General features: G+C 51.0%; 20 protein-coding genes and 1 riboswitch. Of the genes, 15 read left to right on the forward strand and 5 right to left on the reverse strand.

The annotated features are described in order from the left end of the window. Positions 1-10 precede the first annotated feature (10 nt). The gene (locus tag RJP21_RS16845) at positions 11-904 is read left to right on the forward strand and encodes a hypothetical protein (protein WP_310860308.1); all 894 of its coding nucleotides are present in this window, start codon (positions 11-13) and stop codon (positions 902-904) included. Between the two features lie 186 nt (positions 905-1,090). Here RJP21_RS16845 and RJP21_RS16850 read toward each other — a convergent pair whose 3' ends face one another. Both RJP21_RS16850 and RJP21_RS16855 read right to left on the reverse strand, forming a co-directional pair. Then, entirely contained in the window at positions 1,091-2,320 is a 1,230-nt protein-coding gene (locus RJP21_RS16850; RefSeq protein WP_310860309.1) for an aminopeptidase, read from the reverse strand. A 198-nt stretch (positions 2,321-2,518) separates the two neighbouring features. Further along, complete coding sequence (locus RJP21_RS16855; RefSeq protein ID WP_310860310.1) at positions 2,519-3,751, reverse strand: aminopeptidase; 1,233 nt, start codon at positions 3,749-3,751, stop codon at positions 2,519-2,521. 216 nt (positions 3,752-3,967) lie between these two features. Between RJP21_RS16855 and RJP21_RS16860 the strand changes: the two genes are divergently transcribed. The 6 genes from RJP21_RS16860 (at position 3,968) to RJP21_RS16885 (ending at position 8,013) form a co-directional block, all read left to right on the forward strand. Continuing rightward, positions 3,968-4,234, forward strand: coding sequence for a hypothetical protein (locus RJP21_RS16860; RefSeq protein ID WP_310860311.1), 267 nt, complete (start codon positions 3,968-3,970; stop codon positions 4,232-4,234). 51 nt (positions 4,235-4,285) lie between these two features. Beyond that, on the forward strand, positions 4,286-4,546 hold the full coding sequence (locus RJP21_RS16865) for a metal-sensitive transcriptional regulator (protein ID WP_160042103.1): 261 nt from the start codon (positions 4,286-4,288) through the stop codon (positions 4,544-4,546). An 84-nt stretch (positions 4,547-4,630) separates the two neighbouring features. Next, positions 4,631-5,095: a signal peptidase II gene (gene lspA / locus RJP21_RS16870; RefSeq protein WP_310860312.1), complete on the forward strand. Its 465-nt coding sequence runs from the start codon at positions 4,631-4,633 to the stop codon at positions 5,093-5,095. Between the two features lie 35 nt (positions 5,096-5,130). Further along, entirely contained in the window at positions 5,131-5,694 is a 564-nt protein-coding gene (locus RJP21_RS16875; protein WP_310860313.1) for a nitroreductase family protein, read from the forward strand. A gap of 122 nt (positions 5,695-5,816) precedes the next feature. Continuing rightward, complete coding sequence (locus RJP21_RS16880) at positions 5,817-7,064, forward strand: DUF445 domain-containing protein (RefSeq protein WP_310860314.1); 1,248 nt, start codon at positions 5,817-5,819, stop codon at positions 7,062-7,064. A gap of 40 nt (positions 7,065-7,104) precedes the next feature. Beyond that, a complete protein-coding gene (locus RJP21_RS16885; RefSeq protein WP_310860315.1) occupies positions 7,105-8,013 on the forward strand; it encodes an aldo/keto reductase in 909 nt (302 codons plus the stop codon). 103 nt (positions 8,014-8,116) lie between these two features. Here RJP21_RS16885 and RJP21_RS16890 read toward each other — a convergent pair whose 3' ends face one another. Further along, positions 8,117-8,494 carry a MerR family transcriptional regulator gene (locus RJP21_RS16890; RefSeq protein WP_310860316.1) on the reverse strand — a complete coding sequence of 126 codons (378 nt, stop codon included), beginning with the start codon at positions 8,492-8,494 and terminating at the stop codon, positions 8,117-8,119. 94 nt (positions 8,495-8,588) lie between these two features. On the opposite strand from RJP21_RS16890, the gene RJP21_RS16895 reads away from it, so the two are divergent. Then, positions 8,589-9,443 (forward strand): patatin-like phospholipase family protein, encoded by an 855-nt coding sequence (locus RJP21_RS16895; RefSeq protein WP_310860317.1) that lies wholly within the window; start codon positions 8,589-8,591, stop codon positions 9,441-9,443. Between the two features lie 209 nt (positions 9,444-9,652). On the opposite strand, the gene def is transcribed toward RJP21_RS16895, so the two are convergent. Both def and RJP21_RS16905 read right to left on the reverse strand, forming a co-directional pair. Next, entirely contained in the window at positions 9,653-10,165 is a 513-nt protein-coding gene (gene def, locus RJP21_RS16900) for a peptide deformylase (protein WP_310860318.1), read from the reverse strand. A 24-nt stretch (positions 10,166-10,189) separates the two neighbouring features. Further along, entirely contained in the window at positions 10,190-10,429 is a 240-nt protein-coding gene (locus tag RJP21_RS16905) for a helix-turn-helix domain-containing protein (protein ID WP_160042087.1), read from the reverse strand. Positions 10,430-10,720: 291 nt separating this feature from the next. Here RJP21_RS16905 and RJP21_RS16910 point away from each other — a divergent pair, with 291 nt between their 5' ends. From RJP21_RS16910 to ftsW, 7 genes are all read left to right on the forward strand, one after another. Then, positions 10,721-10,891 carry a hypothetical protein gene (locus RJP21_RS16910; RefSeq protein WP_310860319.1) on the forward strand — a complete coding sequence of 57 codons (171 nt, stop codon included), beginning with the start codon at positions 10,721-10,723 and terminating at the stop codon, positions 10,889-10,891. 74 nt (positions 10,892-10,965) lie between these two features. Next, complete coding sequence (locus RJP21_RS16915; RefSeq protein ID WP_310860320.1) at positions 10,966-12,660, forward strand: M3 family oligoendopeptidase; 1,695 nt, start codon at positions 10,966-10,968, stop codon at positions 12,658-12,660. 304 nt (positions 12,661-12,964) lie between these two features. After that, positions 12,965-13,399, forward strand: coding sequence for an Hsp20/alpha crystallin family protein (locus RJP21_RS16920; protein ID WP_310860321.1), 435 nt, complete (start codon positions 12,965-12,967; stop codon positions 13,397-13,399). A gap of 60 nt (positions 13,400-13,459) precedes the next feature. Continuing rightward, positions 13,460-13,632, forward strand: a riboswitch (M-box (ykoK) riboswitch). A 186-nt stretch (positions 13,633-13,818) separates the two neighbouring features. Next, positions 13,819-14,523: a response regulator transcription factor gene (locus RJP21_RS16925; protein ID WP_310860606.1), complete on the forward strand. Its 705-nt coding sequence runs from the start codon at positions 13,819-13,821 to the stop codon at positions 14,521-14,523. 130 nt (positions 14,524-14,653) lie between these two features. After that, positions 14,654-15,934 carry a HAMP domain-containing sensor histidine kinase gene (locus RJP21_RS16930; protein ID WP_310860322.1) on the forward strand — a complete coding sequence of 427 codons (1,281 nt, stop codon included), beginning with the start codon at positions 14,654-14,656 and terminating at the stop codon, positions 15,932-15,934. 66 nt (positions 15,935-16,000) lie between these two features. Beyond that, positions 16,001-16,534, forward strand: a complete 534-nt coding sequence (locus RJP21_RS16935) for an FG-GAP repeat protein (RefSeq protein WP_310860323.1) — start codon at positions 16,001-16,003, stop codon at positions 16,532-16,534. A 35-nt stretch (positions 16,535-16,569) separates the two neighbouring features. Continuing rightward, on the forward strand, positions 16,570-17,688 hold the full coding sequence (gene ftsW, locus RJP21_RS16940) for a putative lipid II flippase FtsW (protein ID WP_310860324.1): 1,119 nt from the start codon (positions 16,570-16,572) through the stop codon (positions 17,686-17,688). The last annotated feature ends 14 nt before the right edge of the window (positions 17,689-17,702 follow it).

Genomic DNA, 17,702 nt, shown 5'->3' on the forward strand with positions numbered 1-17,702 from the left:
GCGATTTCGAATGAAGCTGACCCGAACGAAGTTCATGAAGGCCCGGGAGTTCGTTTACGCCAACGCCAGACTGCTTGACCGCAGAAGATTTGCATACCATTTCGAGCAAGGTTCTGCCGATTCCGTCCTGAATGCGCTCCGTTCTTACCAAAACGACGACGGCGGATTCGGGAGCGCGCTCGAGCCGGACATCCGCACGCCATACAGCCAGCCCGTCGCCGTAGAATGCGCTTTGGCGATCCTGGATGAAATCGGGGCTGCGGACCCGGGTATCCTTCGGGGCATCCGGAAATATTTGAAAGATACCGAAAGAGACGGGGGAGGTTTTCCTCGGGCGAAAATCGACGTGAATGAATACCCCCATGCTCCTTGGTGGAATACGGCGGACGATTCGCACGGATCGTTGAATCCGACGGGGAGAATATTGGGGTTGCTGCATAAGTTGAAGGCAGAGCCTCTTCCCGGCGAAGAAGACGCATGGTTTTCCCGCAGCACCGATTTTGTATGGAGCCGGATTCCTTTGGCGGACCCGTCGGATTACCATGATCTCATCCAGTGCATTACGTTTCTGGAACATGTGCCGAATCGGCGGAGGGCGGAAGCCGAGCTAAGAAAGGTGGATGAGTGGCTTCAGGTGCCGGGAACAATCGAGCTGGACCCGGATGCATCAGGGTATGTGCACACCGTGCTGGATTGGGCTCCAAGCCCGGAAAGTTACGCAAGGAAGTGGATTTCCAGGGAAGATATCGGACGGCATCTCGACGTCCTGATCGAGCGGCAGCAGGAAGACGGGGGATGGGATATGAACTTTTCTGCGCTGAGCGGCGGGAACGAAGCGGAATGGAGAGGGCTGGTCACGGTGGATCGTTTGGTGACGCTTAAGGCATACGGACGGCTGGAATAGGTTCGCCAAAGGGTTCGCCACAGGTTCGCCATAGGTTCGCCATAGGTTCGCCATAGGTTCGCCATATGAGCAAAGCCGGGAAATGGCTTCCCGGCTTTGTTTTGGCTTAACATGATAAAAATTATTTTTCGGGTTCCTTAGCTAAGCACTTGAATCGGCTTCGAAGCATAGGTCCCACGGGTTATTTTAGGCCCAATCGCCGTCGATGAAAATCGGCTCTTCCTTGCCGTCGCGGGTGATGCCGGTAATGCTCATTTCCGGAGAACCCATCATGAAGTCGACGTGCGTGATGCTCGCATTCATGCCGTGAGCGGCCAGCTCTTCGGCCGACATCGTCTTGCCGCCTTCCAGGTTAAAGGCGTAGGAGCTGCCGATCGCGAGATGGCAGGACGCATTTTCGTCGAACAGGGTGGTCAGGAACAAAATATTGCTTTGGGAAATCGGAGAATGGTACGGTACAAGCGCCACTTCGCCAAGATAACGGGAGCCTTCGTCCATGCCGATCAGGCGCTCCAACGTATCCTGTCCTTCCTCCGCAGTAAAATCCACGATTTTTCCGTTTTCGAACGTCAGCTTGAAGCGGTCGATGATATTGCCGCCGTAGCTGAGCGGCTTCGTGCTGCTGACATAGCCGTTGACGCCGGTCTTCATAGGTGCCGTAAACACCTCTTCGGTTGGAATATTCGCCACGAACGGGGTTCCTTTTTCGTTCAAACTGCCGGCTTGCGCCCAAATATGTCCCTCAGGCAGCTCAATGGTCAAATCCGTGCCCGGTGCGACAAAATGAAGCTTGTGGTATTTTTTGCCGTTCAGCTCATCCGATTTGGATTGCAGCGTTTCGATATGTTTGTGCCACGCGGCGATCGGATCCTCCTGGTCTGCGCGCACGGCATGGAAGATGGCATCCCACAGCTTGGCAACCGCTTCTTCCTGCGGCAGGCCCGGGAATACTTTCTCCGCCCAGTCCGGCGAAGGAAAGGCGATGCCCGTCCAGCTCATTTTATCAGCCTGTTGATACTGGCGGTATTTGGCCATGGCTTGGCCGAAGGTCCGCTGGTTGTTAGCGATACGCTCGGGATCCACGCCTTTCAGCAGATCGGGATTGGCGGAAATGACGGTCAAAAACGCCGCATTCTGCTCGGCAAGCTCGGTCCACTCCCGCGCTTGTGCGGCAGGAGGAATCAGGAAGGATTCATCCGGGGCCAGATCATATCTAAGGCGCGTAACCACTTCGTCGGTGTAATTGACTTTGACGAAGTTCGCTCCGGCCTCATAGGCTTTTTTGACGATCAGACGGACAAGCTCGGCTGCGTCGATGGCGGCGCTGACGACCAAAGTCTGTCCGGGCTGCACATTCGCTCCGATCTTGACCGCAAGCTCGGCGTAATTGTTTAGTTTTTGTTCAAACGTTAACATGTCGGAATCCTCCTTCGAAACGATGGGTTATTTTTCTATTGTAAATCAACCATAGGTCAAATAAAACTAAAACTTCTTGAAACGATTATTCGTATGTACGCGAAATGGAGCCTTTCCCGCTTCTGCAGGAAAGACTCCAGCTGGCTCCAAGGTTGACATCGTATGCGGTTAAGCATTGATGGCTTTTGGAGACAAAACTTAAAATGCCCAGTTTCCCTTTTTAAATACAGGTTCTTCTTTTCCATCCGCCGTGACGCCGAAAATGTCCATTTCGCCGGAGCCGATCATGAAATCGACGTGGGTGACGCTGGTGTTCAGTCCGCGCTCGGCAAGCTGCTCCTGCGTCATGTCTTTACCGCCCTCCAGACAGAAGGCGTAAGCGCTGCCGATCGCCAGATGGTTGGAGGCATTTTCGTCGAACAGCGTATTGAAGTACAAAATGTTGGACTCCGAAATCGGCGATTGGTGTGGCACGAGCGCAACTTCGCCAAGGTAACGGGCGCCTTCGTCCATTTCCACGAGATGTTCAAGCACCTGCTGGCCTTCTTCGGCTTCGACCTTTACGATTTTTCCGTTTTCAAACGTGATGGTGAAGCGGTCGATGATATTGCCGCCGTAGCTGAGCGGTTTCGTGCTGCTGACGTGGCCATTGACGCCGGTTTTCAGCGGAGCGGTAAATACTTCCTCGGTCGGCATGTTGGCCACAAAGCTGTGGCCTTTTTCGTTAAAGCTTTCGCCGGCGGCCCAAATATGCCCTTCGGGAAGTTCGATCGTCAGGTCGGTGCCTGGCGCTATGTAATGCAGTTTTTTGTATTTCTTTTCGTTGAGGATTTTGGATTTTTGATCCAACGTATGCAGATGCTCGGTCCATGCCTCGACCGGATTGTCCTGGTCGACCCGCACCGTATGGAAAATAGCGTCCCACAGCTTTTGCACGCGTTCTTCCTGCGGCGCGTCCGGGAACACTTTGTCGGCCCATGCCGGCGACGGAACCGCGATCAGGCACCAGCTGAATTTATCCGCTTGCTGGTACGCGCGGTATTTGGTCATCGCTTGGCCTCTCGCTTTTTGACTGGCGGCAATCCGCTCCTGTTTAATTCCCTTTAACAGATCGGGATTTTCCGCGAGCACGTGCAGGACGGCCGCTCCTTTTTCCACAAGTTCGGTCATTTCCCCGGCATACCATTTCGGCGCTTCCGAAAATACTTCATCGGCGGCATGCTCGTATTTCAGGCGCGTAATTTTTTCATCGTTCCAGTTGACGCGGACTTCGCTGGCTCCCGCCTGATACGCTTTTTCGGTAATCATGCGCACGAATTCCGCCGATTCCACCGGAGCGTTCACCACAAGGATTTGTCCTTTTTGGACGTTGACGCCGACTCTGACGGCCAGATCGGCATATTTGTTCAAATTTTCCTGAAAGTTTGCCATGGTCTTATACCCTCCAATATGTTTCATCGTGCCCCGCGATTTCGTTGGAAATGAAACTTCGTTTGCCACCCTCCCGAGTCCGCCGACTCGAGCGATGGTTTTATTATTGTACTAAATCGGATGACATATTGAAAACATGTTCGCTCTGGATGGAAAGCATACCGTGTATGGTATACTATAGAGACATGGATTAGTTTATAAAGGAGACCAGCTTATATGGAATATCAAATCATGAAAGCAGACATGGCGCAGGACGATGAAAAACACTACCTGGGTCACGTGACGTTTACGCTCGCGGGCCATCAATCGCAATACGAAATTACGCTTTTCAGCAAAAACGGTAAAGAGTGGGATTACAGCTTGAATTTTGCCGGGGATTCCGGGATTGAAGAGGAATTTCTCAAAGCAGACGAGCTGCTTGAGGAAGACGATGACTTGTTCGACGCGCTTGTGGATGCGGCGCTGGATTCGATGAAACAATAAAGGACCTGCGGCGCGTCATTCGTAAACTCGCTCAAGAAAGGATGGTTTGACATGAATTACGATGATAACGTTGTCCGGCGCTTAAAGCGGCTTGAAGGCCAAATCCGCGGAGTGCTCGGCATGATGGAAGAAGGAAAAGACTGCAAGGAAGTCATCGCCCAGCTGTCCGCCGTTCGGAGCGCAACCGATAAAGCGATGGCGTACATCGTCGCGACCAATCTGGAGCAATGCATTCTGATGGAGCAAGCCAAAGGAAATGAAACCGGCAATCTGGTGAAGGAAGCGGTAGAGCTTTTGATTAAAAGCCGTTAACCGGCTATCATCCCGGGCAAGGAAGGAGAGCTTGTAACGTCCCGAAACTTCCAACTTGCCTGGTAGACCTTAAGGAGGGGTTCGATGGCTTTTTACATGTTGGCACTCATCGTATTGCTGATCGATCAAGGCTCGAAATGGTGGATTCGCGTTCATATGTTCGTTGGAGAACAGCGGAATGTCCTTGCACCGTACCTTCATTTTGAATATTATCAAAATAGCGGCGCCGCCTTCAGTTCATTTCAAGGTTACGGCAAATGGTTTGCGTACCTTGCGGTCGTGGTGGTAGCAGCGCTGATCTACTATCGAGTCAAAGGCGCCATCCGCGGATGGGTTCTGGAGCTTGCGGCCGGCTTTATTGCCGGAGGGGCGCTCGGGAATGCACTGGACCGGCTCATATTCGGGAAAGTAACCGATTTTATCGTATGGGGTTCCGGTTCGGGCATTATGAACATCGCCGATCTGGCGATCAACGCAGGCGTGATCCTGCTGATCGTCGGCATGCTGATCCGCAGCTGGCAGGACAAACGCAGCTATTCTTTTAAATGACGTTTACTTGAAGTGGAGAGGTAGAGGAATTACGGATGGAACAGGTGAAAAAAACGCAGCTTGCCCAAATCATCAGGGAAAGACGATCGGTAAAAACGGGTTATAAAGACGATCCAATCCCGCAGGAGCTGGTGCTCGAACTGCTGAATGATGCGGTATATGCACCGACGCACAAGCTTCGCGAGCCGTGGAGGTTTATATTTGTGCCGACCGAAGCGAAACCGTTTTTTGCCATCGAAATGGCGCAGCATTATCCCGATGAAATGTTTGAATACCGCGTCAAATATTTTAACGAACCTGCCGCTTATTTGATCGTCGTCATGGCGGACAGCGGCAATCCGAAGGAACGGGAAGAGGATTACGGGGCGGTCGGCTCGATGATTCAAAATTTTCAACTGCTTGCTTGGGAGCGCGGGCTCGGTACCGTTTGGAAAACGAATCCGCATATTTACGATCCGAACGTCAAAGAAGCTCTCGGAGTCGGACCGGACGAAAAAATCGCGGGATTTCTGCACCTCGGATTTTTCCATGAAGCGCCGAAGGGGCAGCCGAGAACGCCTGCGGAGGAGAAGTTTACGGTGTACAAGCCGAGATTTTGAAATGGATGGCTCCCGTCTGAGCGGGAGTTTTTCTATTGGCGGAGGAAGCGGCTGTAAGCTTGCAACTCCAATATGGTTACAATACTATTAGTTAACGGATACATAGAGCGGAGGGATATGACTTGAAATCCAGGTATTTGGCAGGGACCTCGCTGGCGGTCATGGGAGCCGGGTTTCTGATCACCTTGTTTTTGCCCCAGAACGTGGCGGTTCGCCTGCTGCAGGGAGGTTTTGAGGCAGGACTGGTCGGCGGATTTGCGGACTGGTTTGCCGTGACGGCTTTATTCCGGCATCCGCTCGGCATTCCGATCCCGCATACGTCTCTGCTGCTGAAAAACCGCAACAAAATCGTCAACTCTCTGATTTCGGCGCTGGAAACGGAGCTGCTGAACAAAGAAAGCATCACGAGACGATTGCGGCAGATGAAGCTGTTCAAAGCGTTGTCGTCCGGGATTTTGAAGCTGATCGGCAAAAAGGAAATCCGCGTTAAAATGATCGATGCCGTCAGCGAAGCCGTGCGGCAAATTCCGCTTCAGAACGTCACGCCGGCCGCGCAAAAGCTGCTTGTCGACTTGGTGGGAAAACAGGATTTATCGCCGATGCTCGAAGCGGCATCAAAGCAGGCTTTTCGCAGCCAGCTGGATGAAAAGGCGTTCAATTTCGTGCTGAACTTTGCCGGCCGTTGGATAAGCCGTCCCGAAAATGAATATATGCTAGGCCAGCTCGCAATGAACAAGCTGCAGGAAATCCAGCTGAGCGGAATGAAAGGATTCGCGCTGCAAGCGATGTTGGGTTTCATGAGCGAGGAAAAGCTCGGGAATATGCTGAAAAATCTGATCCAGTCCACGTTATATGAACTTGCCTACGAAAATAGTCCGGTCCGGCAGCGTATTTTGACGGAAGTGCGGCAGCAGGTCACCGATTTCGCGGAAAATCCGGAAGTCGCCGAGCGCATCAAAACCCTGATCGGGGAAAAGCTTGCGGCTCCCGGTACCGAGGAATGGATGCTGCGCAAGCTTGAGGAGATCCGGGATCGAGTGCTGGCATTGCTGGAGCAGGAGCGGGTGAACGGAGGGCGCGCCATCGTTAAATTGTACCGGTGGGCCACGAACATGCTGTGGGACAAGGAAGAGACGATGGACCGCTGGGAACAGGGCATTTTGTCTCTGATCGTGAAGGCGGTCGAAGCGAACTACTACCGGATCGGTCTGCTGGTGCGCGAAAACCTTGATCAGCTGGATGACCAGTCGCTGGTGCAAATGCTGGAAGAGAAGGTCGGCAGCGACCTGCAGTGGATTCGGGTAAACGGGGCCATCTGCGGATTTTTGATCGGGCTTGTGTTGACGGTCATCCATATGCTGCTGGCGTAAGGAATAAATTCAATCATTAATGACGGGGAGGAGTTTTGATATGAAAAAAAACCGGCTTGGATCTTCGGAGCTGTTTGTTAGCGAAATCGGGCTTGGCTGCATGTCGCTCGGAACGGAAGAACAACCCGCTGAACGACTGATTCATGAGGCGCTTGAGCGGGGAGTCAATTTTTTGGATACGGCCGATTTGTACGACGCGGGCCGGAACGAGGAAATTGTGGGCAAAGCCCTAAAAGGCCGCCGCAGCGACGTCATTCTGGCCACCAAAGTCGGCAACCGCCGGATTCCGGGCAAAGAGGGCTGGAGTTGGGACCCGTCCAAAGCTTATATCAAAACAGCCGTAAAAGACAGCTTGCGCCGCCTTCGGACCGATTACATCGACCTGTACCAACTCCATGGCGGCACGCTGGACGATCCCATCGACGAAACGATTGAAGCGTTCGAGGAATTGAAGCAGGAAGGGGTCATCCGTTATTACGGCATCTCTTCGATCCGTCCGAACGTCATCCGCGAATACGTCAAACGTTCGAACATCGTATCCGTCATGAGCCAGTACAGCATTCTTGACCGCAGGCCGGAAGAAGAGGTGCTGCCGCTGCTCGCCGGGCACGGCGTCAGCGTCATCGCGCGCGGGCCCGTCGCTTCGGGCGTTCTGGCTGAAACGGGCGAAGGAAAAGCCGGCAAAGGTTACTTGGACTATACCCCGGAAGAGCTCTTGGAAATCCGCAAAAAACTGGAGGCCTACGTTCGTCCCGACCGCAGCATGTCGCAGACCGCTATCCGTTATTCGTTGGGTCATCCGGCGGTAGCGGCAGCCATTCCCGGTGCGAGCTCGCTTGAGCAGCTTCGGCACAATGCGGCCGCGGGCGATTCGCCCGATCTGACCCCGAAGGAACTGGAGCAAATCCGCGGCATCAGCCGCGCCAACGTCTATACGGCGCACAGATAAAATGACTATGTTATAGGTTTGGAGACAAAGAAACCGTCCTGCTGCCAACATGCAGGACGGTTTCTTTGACACAGAGTAAATATGATTTGAAGCAGCAGTTGGATTATGTTTTTGTTTCCTTCTTCTCCAGCAACGCCAGTTTGTTGGCAATCATGCGGGCGAGGAGCTCCTGCGCTTGCTCCAATTCTTTTTTTCTGCAGTCCAAATCCTTCATCTTCTCCCGCAGCAATTCAACGACCCGGGAGAGCTCAGGTTTATCCCCTCCTTCTTCCTTCATAATGGCTTTAATGTCTCCAAGCGTGAATCCCACAGCCTGAACTTTTTTGATCAGCCGAAGGTGTTCGACCGCTTCCTCGGTATAGTTCCGATAATTATTGTCCATGCGCTCAACATGGCGTTTATCCAGCAGTCCTTCCTTCTCATAATAACGAATGGTCGGCGGCGTTAACCCTGTCTTTTGCGCCAGCACATGAATTTTCATCCGATCCTCCACACATTAGGCTTGACCTTCAAGTATACTTTATAGTTTATACTCTAGAGGCTGAAAGAAAAATTGTCAAAAGGAGGGGCTGTCAGTGAACGATCAGAAAAGGAATTCGCCGACTCGAGCCGTCGTTTTGGGTGGAGGCGGCGTGACCGGCATCGCATGGGAGGTGGGCGTTTTAGCGGGGTTGCTCGAATCCGGTGTCGACCTCTACCGTTCTGACGCGATCATCGGGACGTCTGCCGGAGCATTTGTTGGAGCAGCTTTGGCCAGTAGGTACGACATGAACAAGCTGTTTGCCGAACAGTTGGAGTCGAATCCGGCCGAGATATCGGTCACCGCGTCCAATGAATTGATGCAAGCGTGGTATCAAGCATTCGCCACAGGAGGTAGCGATCCGCAAAAAGTAGGGGCGGAATTCGGTCTTATCGCCAAAATCAATCCCTCCCCAGTGTCGCCCGAACAACGGCGCAACGTTGTAGAGAGCCGCCTAATGACCAAAACTTGGCCGCCTCATCTTCGGGTGACTGCCATAGATGCCGATACGGGGGAGTTACATGCTTTCGATCATCAATCGGGAGTTTCTTTGCTTGATGCCGTGTCGGCCAGCGGAGCCGTTCCGGGAATATGGCCGCTTGTTTCCATCGGTGGGCGCATCTGGACCGACGGAGGCATGGTGTCCACGACAAACGCACGGCTAGCAGAAGGATATGAACGAATCGTGATTCTTTCCCCGATGCCGAAAGGTTTTGGTTCTATTCCGGGAGCTGAGGAAGATGCGGCAGACATGCGTGCAAGCGCAGAAGTTTATCTTATCACACCGGATGAACGCAGCGTTGCGGCGATCGGACCTAATCCGTATGACCCCACCCGTCGAGACGTAACGGCAATCGCGGGACGGGAACAAGGCCGAAATATGGCCGAAGCCGTTCTAGCTATGTGGTAAGAAGCCTTTATTCTGTTCTAACGAACACAAGGGTGGTATAGGCTCTTTCCGAGGCAAGGAACAACGTTTCAAAAAATTCGGCACAGGACAAATTAGCCGTGAACCATATGGTTTCACGGCTAATTTTCTTCAAAATAATGTTCAAAGGTCGGCAAGAATAGAATCCATCCAAGCCAGCATTGTTGATTTATTAACGCCGTCGTGTAAGACTATTTTTGCGTTAGCTTCAATGCCTTCAACAGGTCGGCCTTCTGCTCGGACGGCTCGTGATAAAACTGGTCGCCTTCGATCCGGTCGATAAATAATACGCCGTCGAGGTGATCGATTTCATGCTGGATACAGCGCGCCAAATAGCCGGTCCCCTCCAATACGACCGATTCGCCCGCCCGGGTCAGCGTTCTGACTTTGACGTAGTCGGCCCGTTTGACGATTCCTGAATAGCCCGGATACGACAAGCAAGCTTCCGGCCCGATTTGCTCGCCGCTTTTTTCGAGTATTTCGGGATTGATCAGTTCAATAAGTCCTTCCCCGCAATCCATCACGACCATTCTGCGCAAAAATCCGATTTGGGGCGCGGCCAAGCCCGCGCGTCCGTCTTCGGCGTACAGCGTATCGACGAGATCGTCAAGGATGCGCAGCATTTTTGGTGTCAGCTCCGTAACGGGTTTTGCGATTTTGCGGAGCACAGGATCCCCGAAGGGAACAATTTCTCTTTCCGCCACTGTTCATTAGCCTCCTGACTTGTATTAAGCGCCTTGAACGCCCGATGGCGTGTGCACCCATAAATCGCCGGTCGTGCATTCCAGCGCCGTGCACAGCGCATCCAGCGTTTCGGCTTTCATTTGTTTAGGTTGTCCCCGCAGCAAAGCGCTGATGGAAGGGGGGGACAGCTCGTATCCGGCTTTTTCCTTCAACAATCTTGCCAGCTCGGCACCCGACCAAATTCCCTTTTGCGCCATGACTTGCCGAAGCATCCAAACTAGCATCTTTGCATGCACCCTTTCCTTATTGTGGTATAATATTAGGCAGCGCCTAAATAATTTATTTGTTACCTAATATATCATGGCTCGGTCCAACACACAATGGTGATCTGGATTCGGCAAAAAAGACGTTTGACGGGCGACGCATAAGGCTTTTCAAAGATATAAGAAAGAGAAGCTTCGAAGCGATGGCATCCTTATAACTCAAGAAAAATTTCCGCCAAGCGCGGTCTGTCTTCAGTGAAGGTAAGTCGTTAGTTTTTTGTTATGTTATTAAATCGTATGACGGAGGATGGGATGGATGATACAAGGGAGATGGAAAAAATTTGCCTTTATAGCAGCGAAGTTGCTGGCCGGTCTCGTCCTGTTGCTTCTCGGATTGTTTTTCAGCATACAAATTGCGGTGATTTTGATCTTGTGGTGGGCCGGTTAAGCGGTACGGAAACAAAGAACATTAAATTTTTTTGAACGGTGGTAGAATCTTCTTCTAAACTCCATGTATAATAGACAATGATCCCAAGGCGAGAGGAAGTGTCCAATCCATGAAATTTAACGAATACAAGTATGAGCGTCCGGATATCGAGTCCATCAAAGGGCAGTTCGGGCAGCTCGTGCAAAAGTTTGAATCCGCTGAACGGCTGGAAGATCAGGAGAAGGCTTTGTCCGAGATCAACCATCTCCGCGGGGAAATGGAGTCGATGGCTCAAATCGTCGCAGTCCGCCATTCGATCGATACCAACGATGCGTTTTATAAAGCCGAACAGGACTATATTGACGAGATCGTGCCGATCTACCAGGAATACATAACCGATTTCTACCGCGCGCTTGTTCATTCCAAGTTCAGAACCGAACTCGAGGCGAAATGGGGAACCCAGCTGTTCCAGCTGGCCGAGCTTGCCCTCAAGACGTTCAGCCCCGAAATCATTGAAGATCTGCAAGCGGAAAACAAGCTTTCGACCGAATATGCGCAGCTGATCGCTTCCGCCAAAATTCCGTTCGAAGGCGAAGAGCGCACGCTCACCCAACTGACGCCGTTCGAGCTGTCCACGGACCGCGACCTGCGCCGCCGGGCTTCCGAAGCCAGATACCAATTTATGGCCGAACATGAAGCGGATTTTGACCGGATTTACGATGAACTGGTCAAGACGCGCACGCGCATCGCCCATAAGCTTGGCTACAAAAATTTCGTGGAGCTGGCCTATGTGCGGATGAACCGCACGGATTACAACGCCGAAATGGTTGCGAACTTCCGGAAGCAGGTATTGGAGCACATCGTGCCGGTGGCCACCAAATTGAAGGAACGCCAGCGCCAACGGATCGGCGTCGACCAGCTATACATTTACGACGACGGTTTCAGCTTCAAAACCGGTAATGCGGCGCCAAAAGGAGATCCGGATTGGATCCTGGAGCGCGGGGTGAAAATGTATTCGGAGCTGTCGCCTGAAACGAAGGAATTTTTCGATTTTATGGTTGAAAACGGCCTCATGGACCTTGTCAGCAAAAAAGGCAAACAAGGCGGGGGGTATTGCACGTATATCAGCAAATACGGCGCGCCGTTTATCTTCTCGAACTTCAACGGAACTTCCGGCGACATCGACGTTCTGACGCACGAAGCGGGCCATGCGTTCCAGGTATATTCGAGCCGTCATTTCGAGGTGCCTGAATATCACTGGCCTACGTATGAAGCAGCCGAAATCCATTCGATGAGCATGGAATTTTTCACCTGGCCATGGATGAATCTGTTCTTCGAGGAAGACACGGAGAAATACAAATTCGATCATTTGAGCAGCGCGCTTCTGTTCGTTCCTTACGGCGTGTCCGTCGACGAATTCCAGCATTTCGTATATGAAAATCCGGATGCAACGCCGGCGGAACGCAAGCAGGCTTGGCGCGATATCGAGAAAAAATATCTGCCTCACCGCAACTTCGGAGGCAACGATTATCTGGAACGCGGCGGCTTCTGGCATAAACAGGGCCATATTTTCCAATCGCCGTTCTACTACATCGATTACACGCTTGCGCAGCTGTGCGCTTTCCAATTCTGGAAACGCATGAACGAAGACTATAAATCCGCATGGGCCGATTATTTGAAGCTCTGCAAAGTCGGCGGCAGCATGTCGTTTGTAGGCTTGGCCCAATATGCCGGATTGAAATCGCCGTTCGAAGACGGCTGCGTAGCATCGGTGATCGGCGACATTGAAAACTGGCTGAATCAAGTAAACGACGAGGCCCTTTAATACTGGGTATGCATTGCCACGCCATACAACGAAAACGCCTGTCCTTCGACTCGAAGGCAGGCGTTTTGTTCATGCGGGCATAAAAGTCAAAGAAAGTCAAAGACAGTTAAGGTCAAAATCGTGAAAACCGGCTCTGTTCGATTCTAATCGCCTGATTTCTCCCGAAACCGGTTTTGCCCGATTGCCGAAGGAAGCATACAATAGAACTGTAAGATTCAGCGCCCGCCAAAGCGGCCGCTCGCAAAGTCAAGCCTGCAGGTTGCTGCTGATTTTGCAAAGTCATTAATCAAAGGAGGAACAAGACATGTTTGATTTGATTCCTTTCAATAGAAAAAGCGACGTATTTTTTAACAACATGATGAAATCCTTTAACGATTTGTTCGATTCCGTCGGCATGGCCGAGTTCGGAACAAAATCCTTCCGCGCGGACATCCGTGAAACCGAAGACGCCTATTATATCGACGCCGAGCTTCCCGGTTTCAATAAGGAGGATATCCGGATCGAGCTGAAGGATCATGATTTGACCATTTTCGCCAAACGCAACGACATCTTAGAAACGAAAGACGACGATCAAAAAGTGATCCGACGCGAGCGTCATTACGGTGAATTCGTCCGTCGATTCTACCTTGAGCGCGCGGATGCGGAGCAAGTGAAAGCCAAGCTGGAAAACGGCGTGCTTCAGATCGAGATTCCAAAAAGAGCGCAGGACGACGGGACGAAACGCATTCGCATCGACTGACAGGATGTGGACAACGACTTGACAAGTGCCAAGACAAGGATTAAGATGACTTAGAAATTGAATGGTCCTCGTTAGGTGAGGCTCCTATATAAACACAGGCCACTGCCCAGAAATATCGAAAGATACCTATGGGTAGAACAGGGATTGCCGGATTAAGGCTTTTCATAACGTGGCTAAGGGACGAAACGTCCCTTTACGTTGTATAGTGCCAAAACTCGACTAGGGGGAGACGAAGGTGTTATTAATATTCATGCCCTCTAGCTGTGTACATCAGCGGAGGGCTTTTTGCATGGAAAAGAAGAGGTTGGCACCAAGGGAACATTCTATAAACGTTTATACGTTTAAACTCTTCCTTACCCGGTGGAGTTTTTTATTTTTGTCACATTGTTGGCGGTTTGGCCGATGCGGAGGTGGGGATGATGGATATTCAAAAACGGAATCAAGTGCTGATCGTGGAAGATGAAGATCACATCAGACGTTTCATTTCGATCAATTTGGCAAACAACGGATTTGAGGTGAGCGAGGCTGCATACGGAGAAGAAGCGATGAGAAGCTTTCAGGCGAATCGCCACCATGTCGTTGTTTTGGATATTATGCTGCCTGATATGGATGGATTCGAAATATGCCGAAGGATAAGGGAAGAAGACCCCGAGGTCATTATCATCTTCTTAACGGCATCGGGGCAGGATATGAATAAAATCAAGGGGCTTGAAATCGGTGCCGACGATTATATCGTCAAACCGTTTAATCCGCTTGAGCTTGTGGCCCGAATCAAAGCGGTATTGCGCCGTACAGAGGTCTCTTTTAAGCCGCCGATCCAGGTGCTTCATTCCGGTCCCATCCGAATGGATATGCGTTCGAATATCGTCTTCAAACATGACGAACCTGTTGAATTGACGCCGAAGGAATTTCATATGGTACGGGCTTTTCTTGAGCATCCCAATACGGCGCTTTCAAGAGATGAATTGTTGAACCTCGTATGGGGCGAAGATTTCATCGGAGATCCAAAAACGGTTGACGTTCATATACGCAAGCTGCGGGAAAAGCTGGAGGATGACAGCTCCAACCCGCATTGGATCGAAACAGTATGGGGACTCGGGTACCGCTGGAGGAAGGACGAGTGAAAAGATGGGCATCCGAAAAAGATTGGTAGGAAGTTATTTTGGAGTCATTTGTCTCACGGTTCTTATTCTTGAAATTTTTCTCATACTATTCGTCAAATATTACTATTTTCATAACGTGGAGCGAATCCTGATGAACCAAGCGGAACTGTCCGCTTCTTTTTTTCAGCAGTATTTCGCTGGCGAAGATTTGGAAAAGCAATCCGGCCGCTTGCTGCAAGGGTTTGCCAGTCAGTCCGAGGCGGAGGTCCAAATCTTGGATTCATCCGGCCGGCTGCTGCGGGATTCCACTGGCTATCGGGTGGATAAGAGCATGGCGGAATACGCCGATGTGCAATCAGCGATTACAGGTCGGCCCGACACTTGGAAGGGAAATGATCCTATAACCCGGGAGCCGATTTTGGCAGTCTCTTTTCCTTTAAAAGCACATGACAAAACGATAGGGGTAGTCAGGTTTGTCACTTCTTTGACCGAAACGATAAAGACGGTAAGACAAATCGCCGTTTTGCTGGTCGGGGTCGGATTGCTCGTGCTTGCGATCGTTACCTTGCTTTCGCTGCTGTTGTCATGGACCATTACAAGATCAATAAAAGATCTTAAGCAGGCGGCGGATCGGATGACAGAGGGCGATTTCAGCATCCGGGTGCATAAGCGCTATCGGGATGAATTGGGTTCTCTCGCGGATACGTTAAACATGATGGCCGGCAGAATCGCGCAAAGCGAGCAGCTGAAAAATGAATTTATTTCATCCGTTTCGCATGAACTGCGAACGCCGTTAACTTCGATCAAAGGCTGGGTTGTTACATTGAAAGCAAATGGGGCGGGAAATGAACGGTTATTTCAAGACGGACTGGGTATTATCGATTCGGAAAGCGACAGACTTGCCCGAATGGTAGACGAGCTGCTGGATTTCTCCAAACTGGATAGCGGAAGAATAAACGTACGGTTCGAAGCCGTGAACCTTCCGGAACTGCTGCGTCACATCGAAAGGCAGCTGGCTCCTAGAGCAGCCAGGCAAGGGGTCACGCTGGAAGTACTCGCCGATGAGAATATGCCTGAGATCCAAGCAGATGAAAATCGTCTAAAACAAGTGCTGATCAATCTTGTGGACAATGCGCTCAAGTTCACGGAGCACCCGGGTCGAATCACCCTTCAAGTTTATCCTCATTCCGGGTACGCTGTATTGGCCGTCGAAGATACAGGTTCGGGCATCTCGGAAGAAAACTTGAAGAATGTAGTTCAAAAGTTTTACAAAGTCGATCCTCATGCCCCCGGCAGCGGGCTCGGCCTTGCGATATCCGAGCAGATCGTGAAGCTGCATCGCGGCAAACTTCACATCTTGAGCAGGCTGGGGCAAGGAACCAAGGTAGAAATTTGTCTGCCGATCGAAAATGATCGAAATTTAACGATTTGATAACCACTTTTTTGTCACCCGACGATAGAATAAAAATAAGCTTGCCAGCGAGGAGTAGGTGAACAAATGCCGAGAAGGTTCATCATTGCAAGTGTTATATTGACGCCTTTTTTATTTCTTGCAGGATGCGGCGTGCCCGCAACCCCGGTTGATCTGATCAGTCCCCCATTAGCTGTAACGAACCTGCAAACCGACCCTATCAGCCGCGACCTGGCCAAATTGCTGCCGGATCAAGCGCAAATATTGTCCCCTATGCAGGAAAAAGGCGGCAAAGATATTTCGTTCGGCGATCTTGACGGCGACGGGGTTGATGAAGCGGTCGTCGTTTTTCAGGTGAAAAACAGGACGGGCAAACTTTTAAAAGCGGCACTTTTTATGCAGCATAACAAAAAGTGGCGCATTGTCTCGGAAGTGGATGGATTCGGTTATGGTTTGGATGTTGCCGAAATTAAGGATGTCAACCATGACGGCCGTCCTGAGCTGGCGCTTGGCTGGTCGCTTGGCGACGCTGGAAACGGTCTTGACATTTACGGATGGGAGGAAGACAAGCTGAAACTCATCTCCAAAAAGGTGTATCAAGGCCCGTTAGAGCTTGATTAATACGCCGTTTTTAAGCTGCGGAGGTGTTTCATATATTGAATGATAAAATACGAGGTCGACCGGATTTTTTGCTGCTGTTTTTGACCTTCTTTCTGGTTGGGTTTGGCTTGGTCATGATTTTTAGCGCAAGTTATCCGGTTTCGATATCAAAACATCAAGGTCCGTGGCATTATGTCTTCAAACAAGGCATTTTCGCGCTTATCGGCTTATTTGCTATGTCCTTTTTTATGATTGTTCCTTATTCACGACTGAAAAAGGTTGCGCCGCTTTTGCTGCTGATTTCGCTTCTTCTGCTGCTGTTTGTGCTAATCGAAGGAGGAAACATCAACGGCGCAAAACGGTGGTTTTCCGTGGCCGGCTTTACGCTGCAGCCCTCCGAGTTCGTTAAATTAACAGTCATCGTTTATTTGTCGACGATCATAAGCCGAAAAGGCGAGGGCATCCGAAATTTTAAGCGAGGTCTGCTTCCGATCATGGCGGTCGTCGGCCTGATTATACTGCTTGTCCTGAAACAACCCGATTTCGGTACCGTGCTGATATTGACAGGCATCGCCGTCTCGGTCCTCCTCGTGGGAAATACAGACCTGCGCCATCTGCTGCTGCTCGGTATGGCTTTGATTCCCGTATTTGTGTACCTTGCCTTCAGCAAAAGCTACCGTCTCGCGCGGATCAGTTCTTTTCTCAACCCGTTTGACGATCCGCAAGGATCGGGGTACCAGGTCATCCAATCTCTATACGCATTCCAGCGTGGCGGGGTTACGGGAACAGGGATCGGCCATAGCGTGCAAAAGCTTTTTTATTTGCCGGAAGCGCATACGGATTTTATTTTTGCGATCATAGGCGAGGAACTGGGTTTTGTTGGGACTACTCTGGTCATGATTGCTTTTTTTCTATACATATGGCGCGGGTTTACGGCTTCGGTCAGATGCAAAGACGATCCGTTCGGATTCATGCTCGGGATGGGGATCGTCATGATGATTTTCTTTCAGTTCATGCTGAACGCAGGGGCGGCCATCGGCAGTTTGCCGGTTACCGGCGTACCGCTTCCTTTCATTAGTTATGGAGGATCATCGCTCATATTATGTCTGGCGTGCACCGGCATTCTGCTGAACATTTCGAGGGCAAATGCGAGAAGACGTCAAGAAACACGTTAAAATCGACAAAATGA

Source organism: Paenibacillus sp. VCA1 (assembly GCF_031583795.1).
Taxonomy (GTDB): Bacteria; Bacillota; Bacilli; order Paenibacillales; family Paenibacillaceae; genus Paenibacillus_AQ; species Paenibacillus_AQ albilobatus.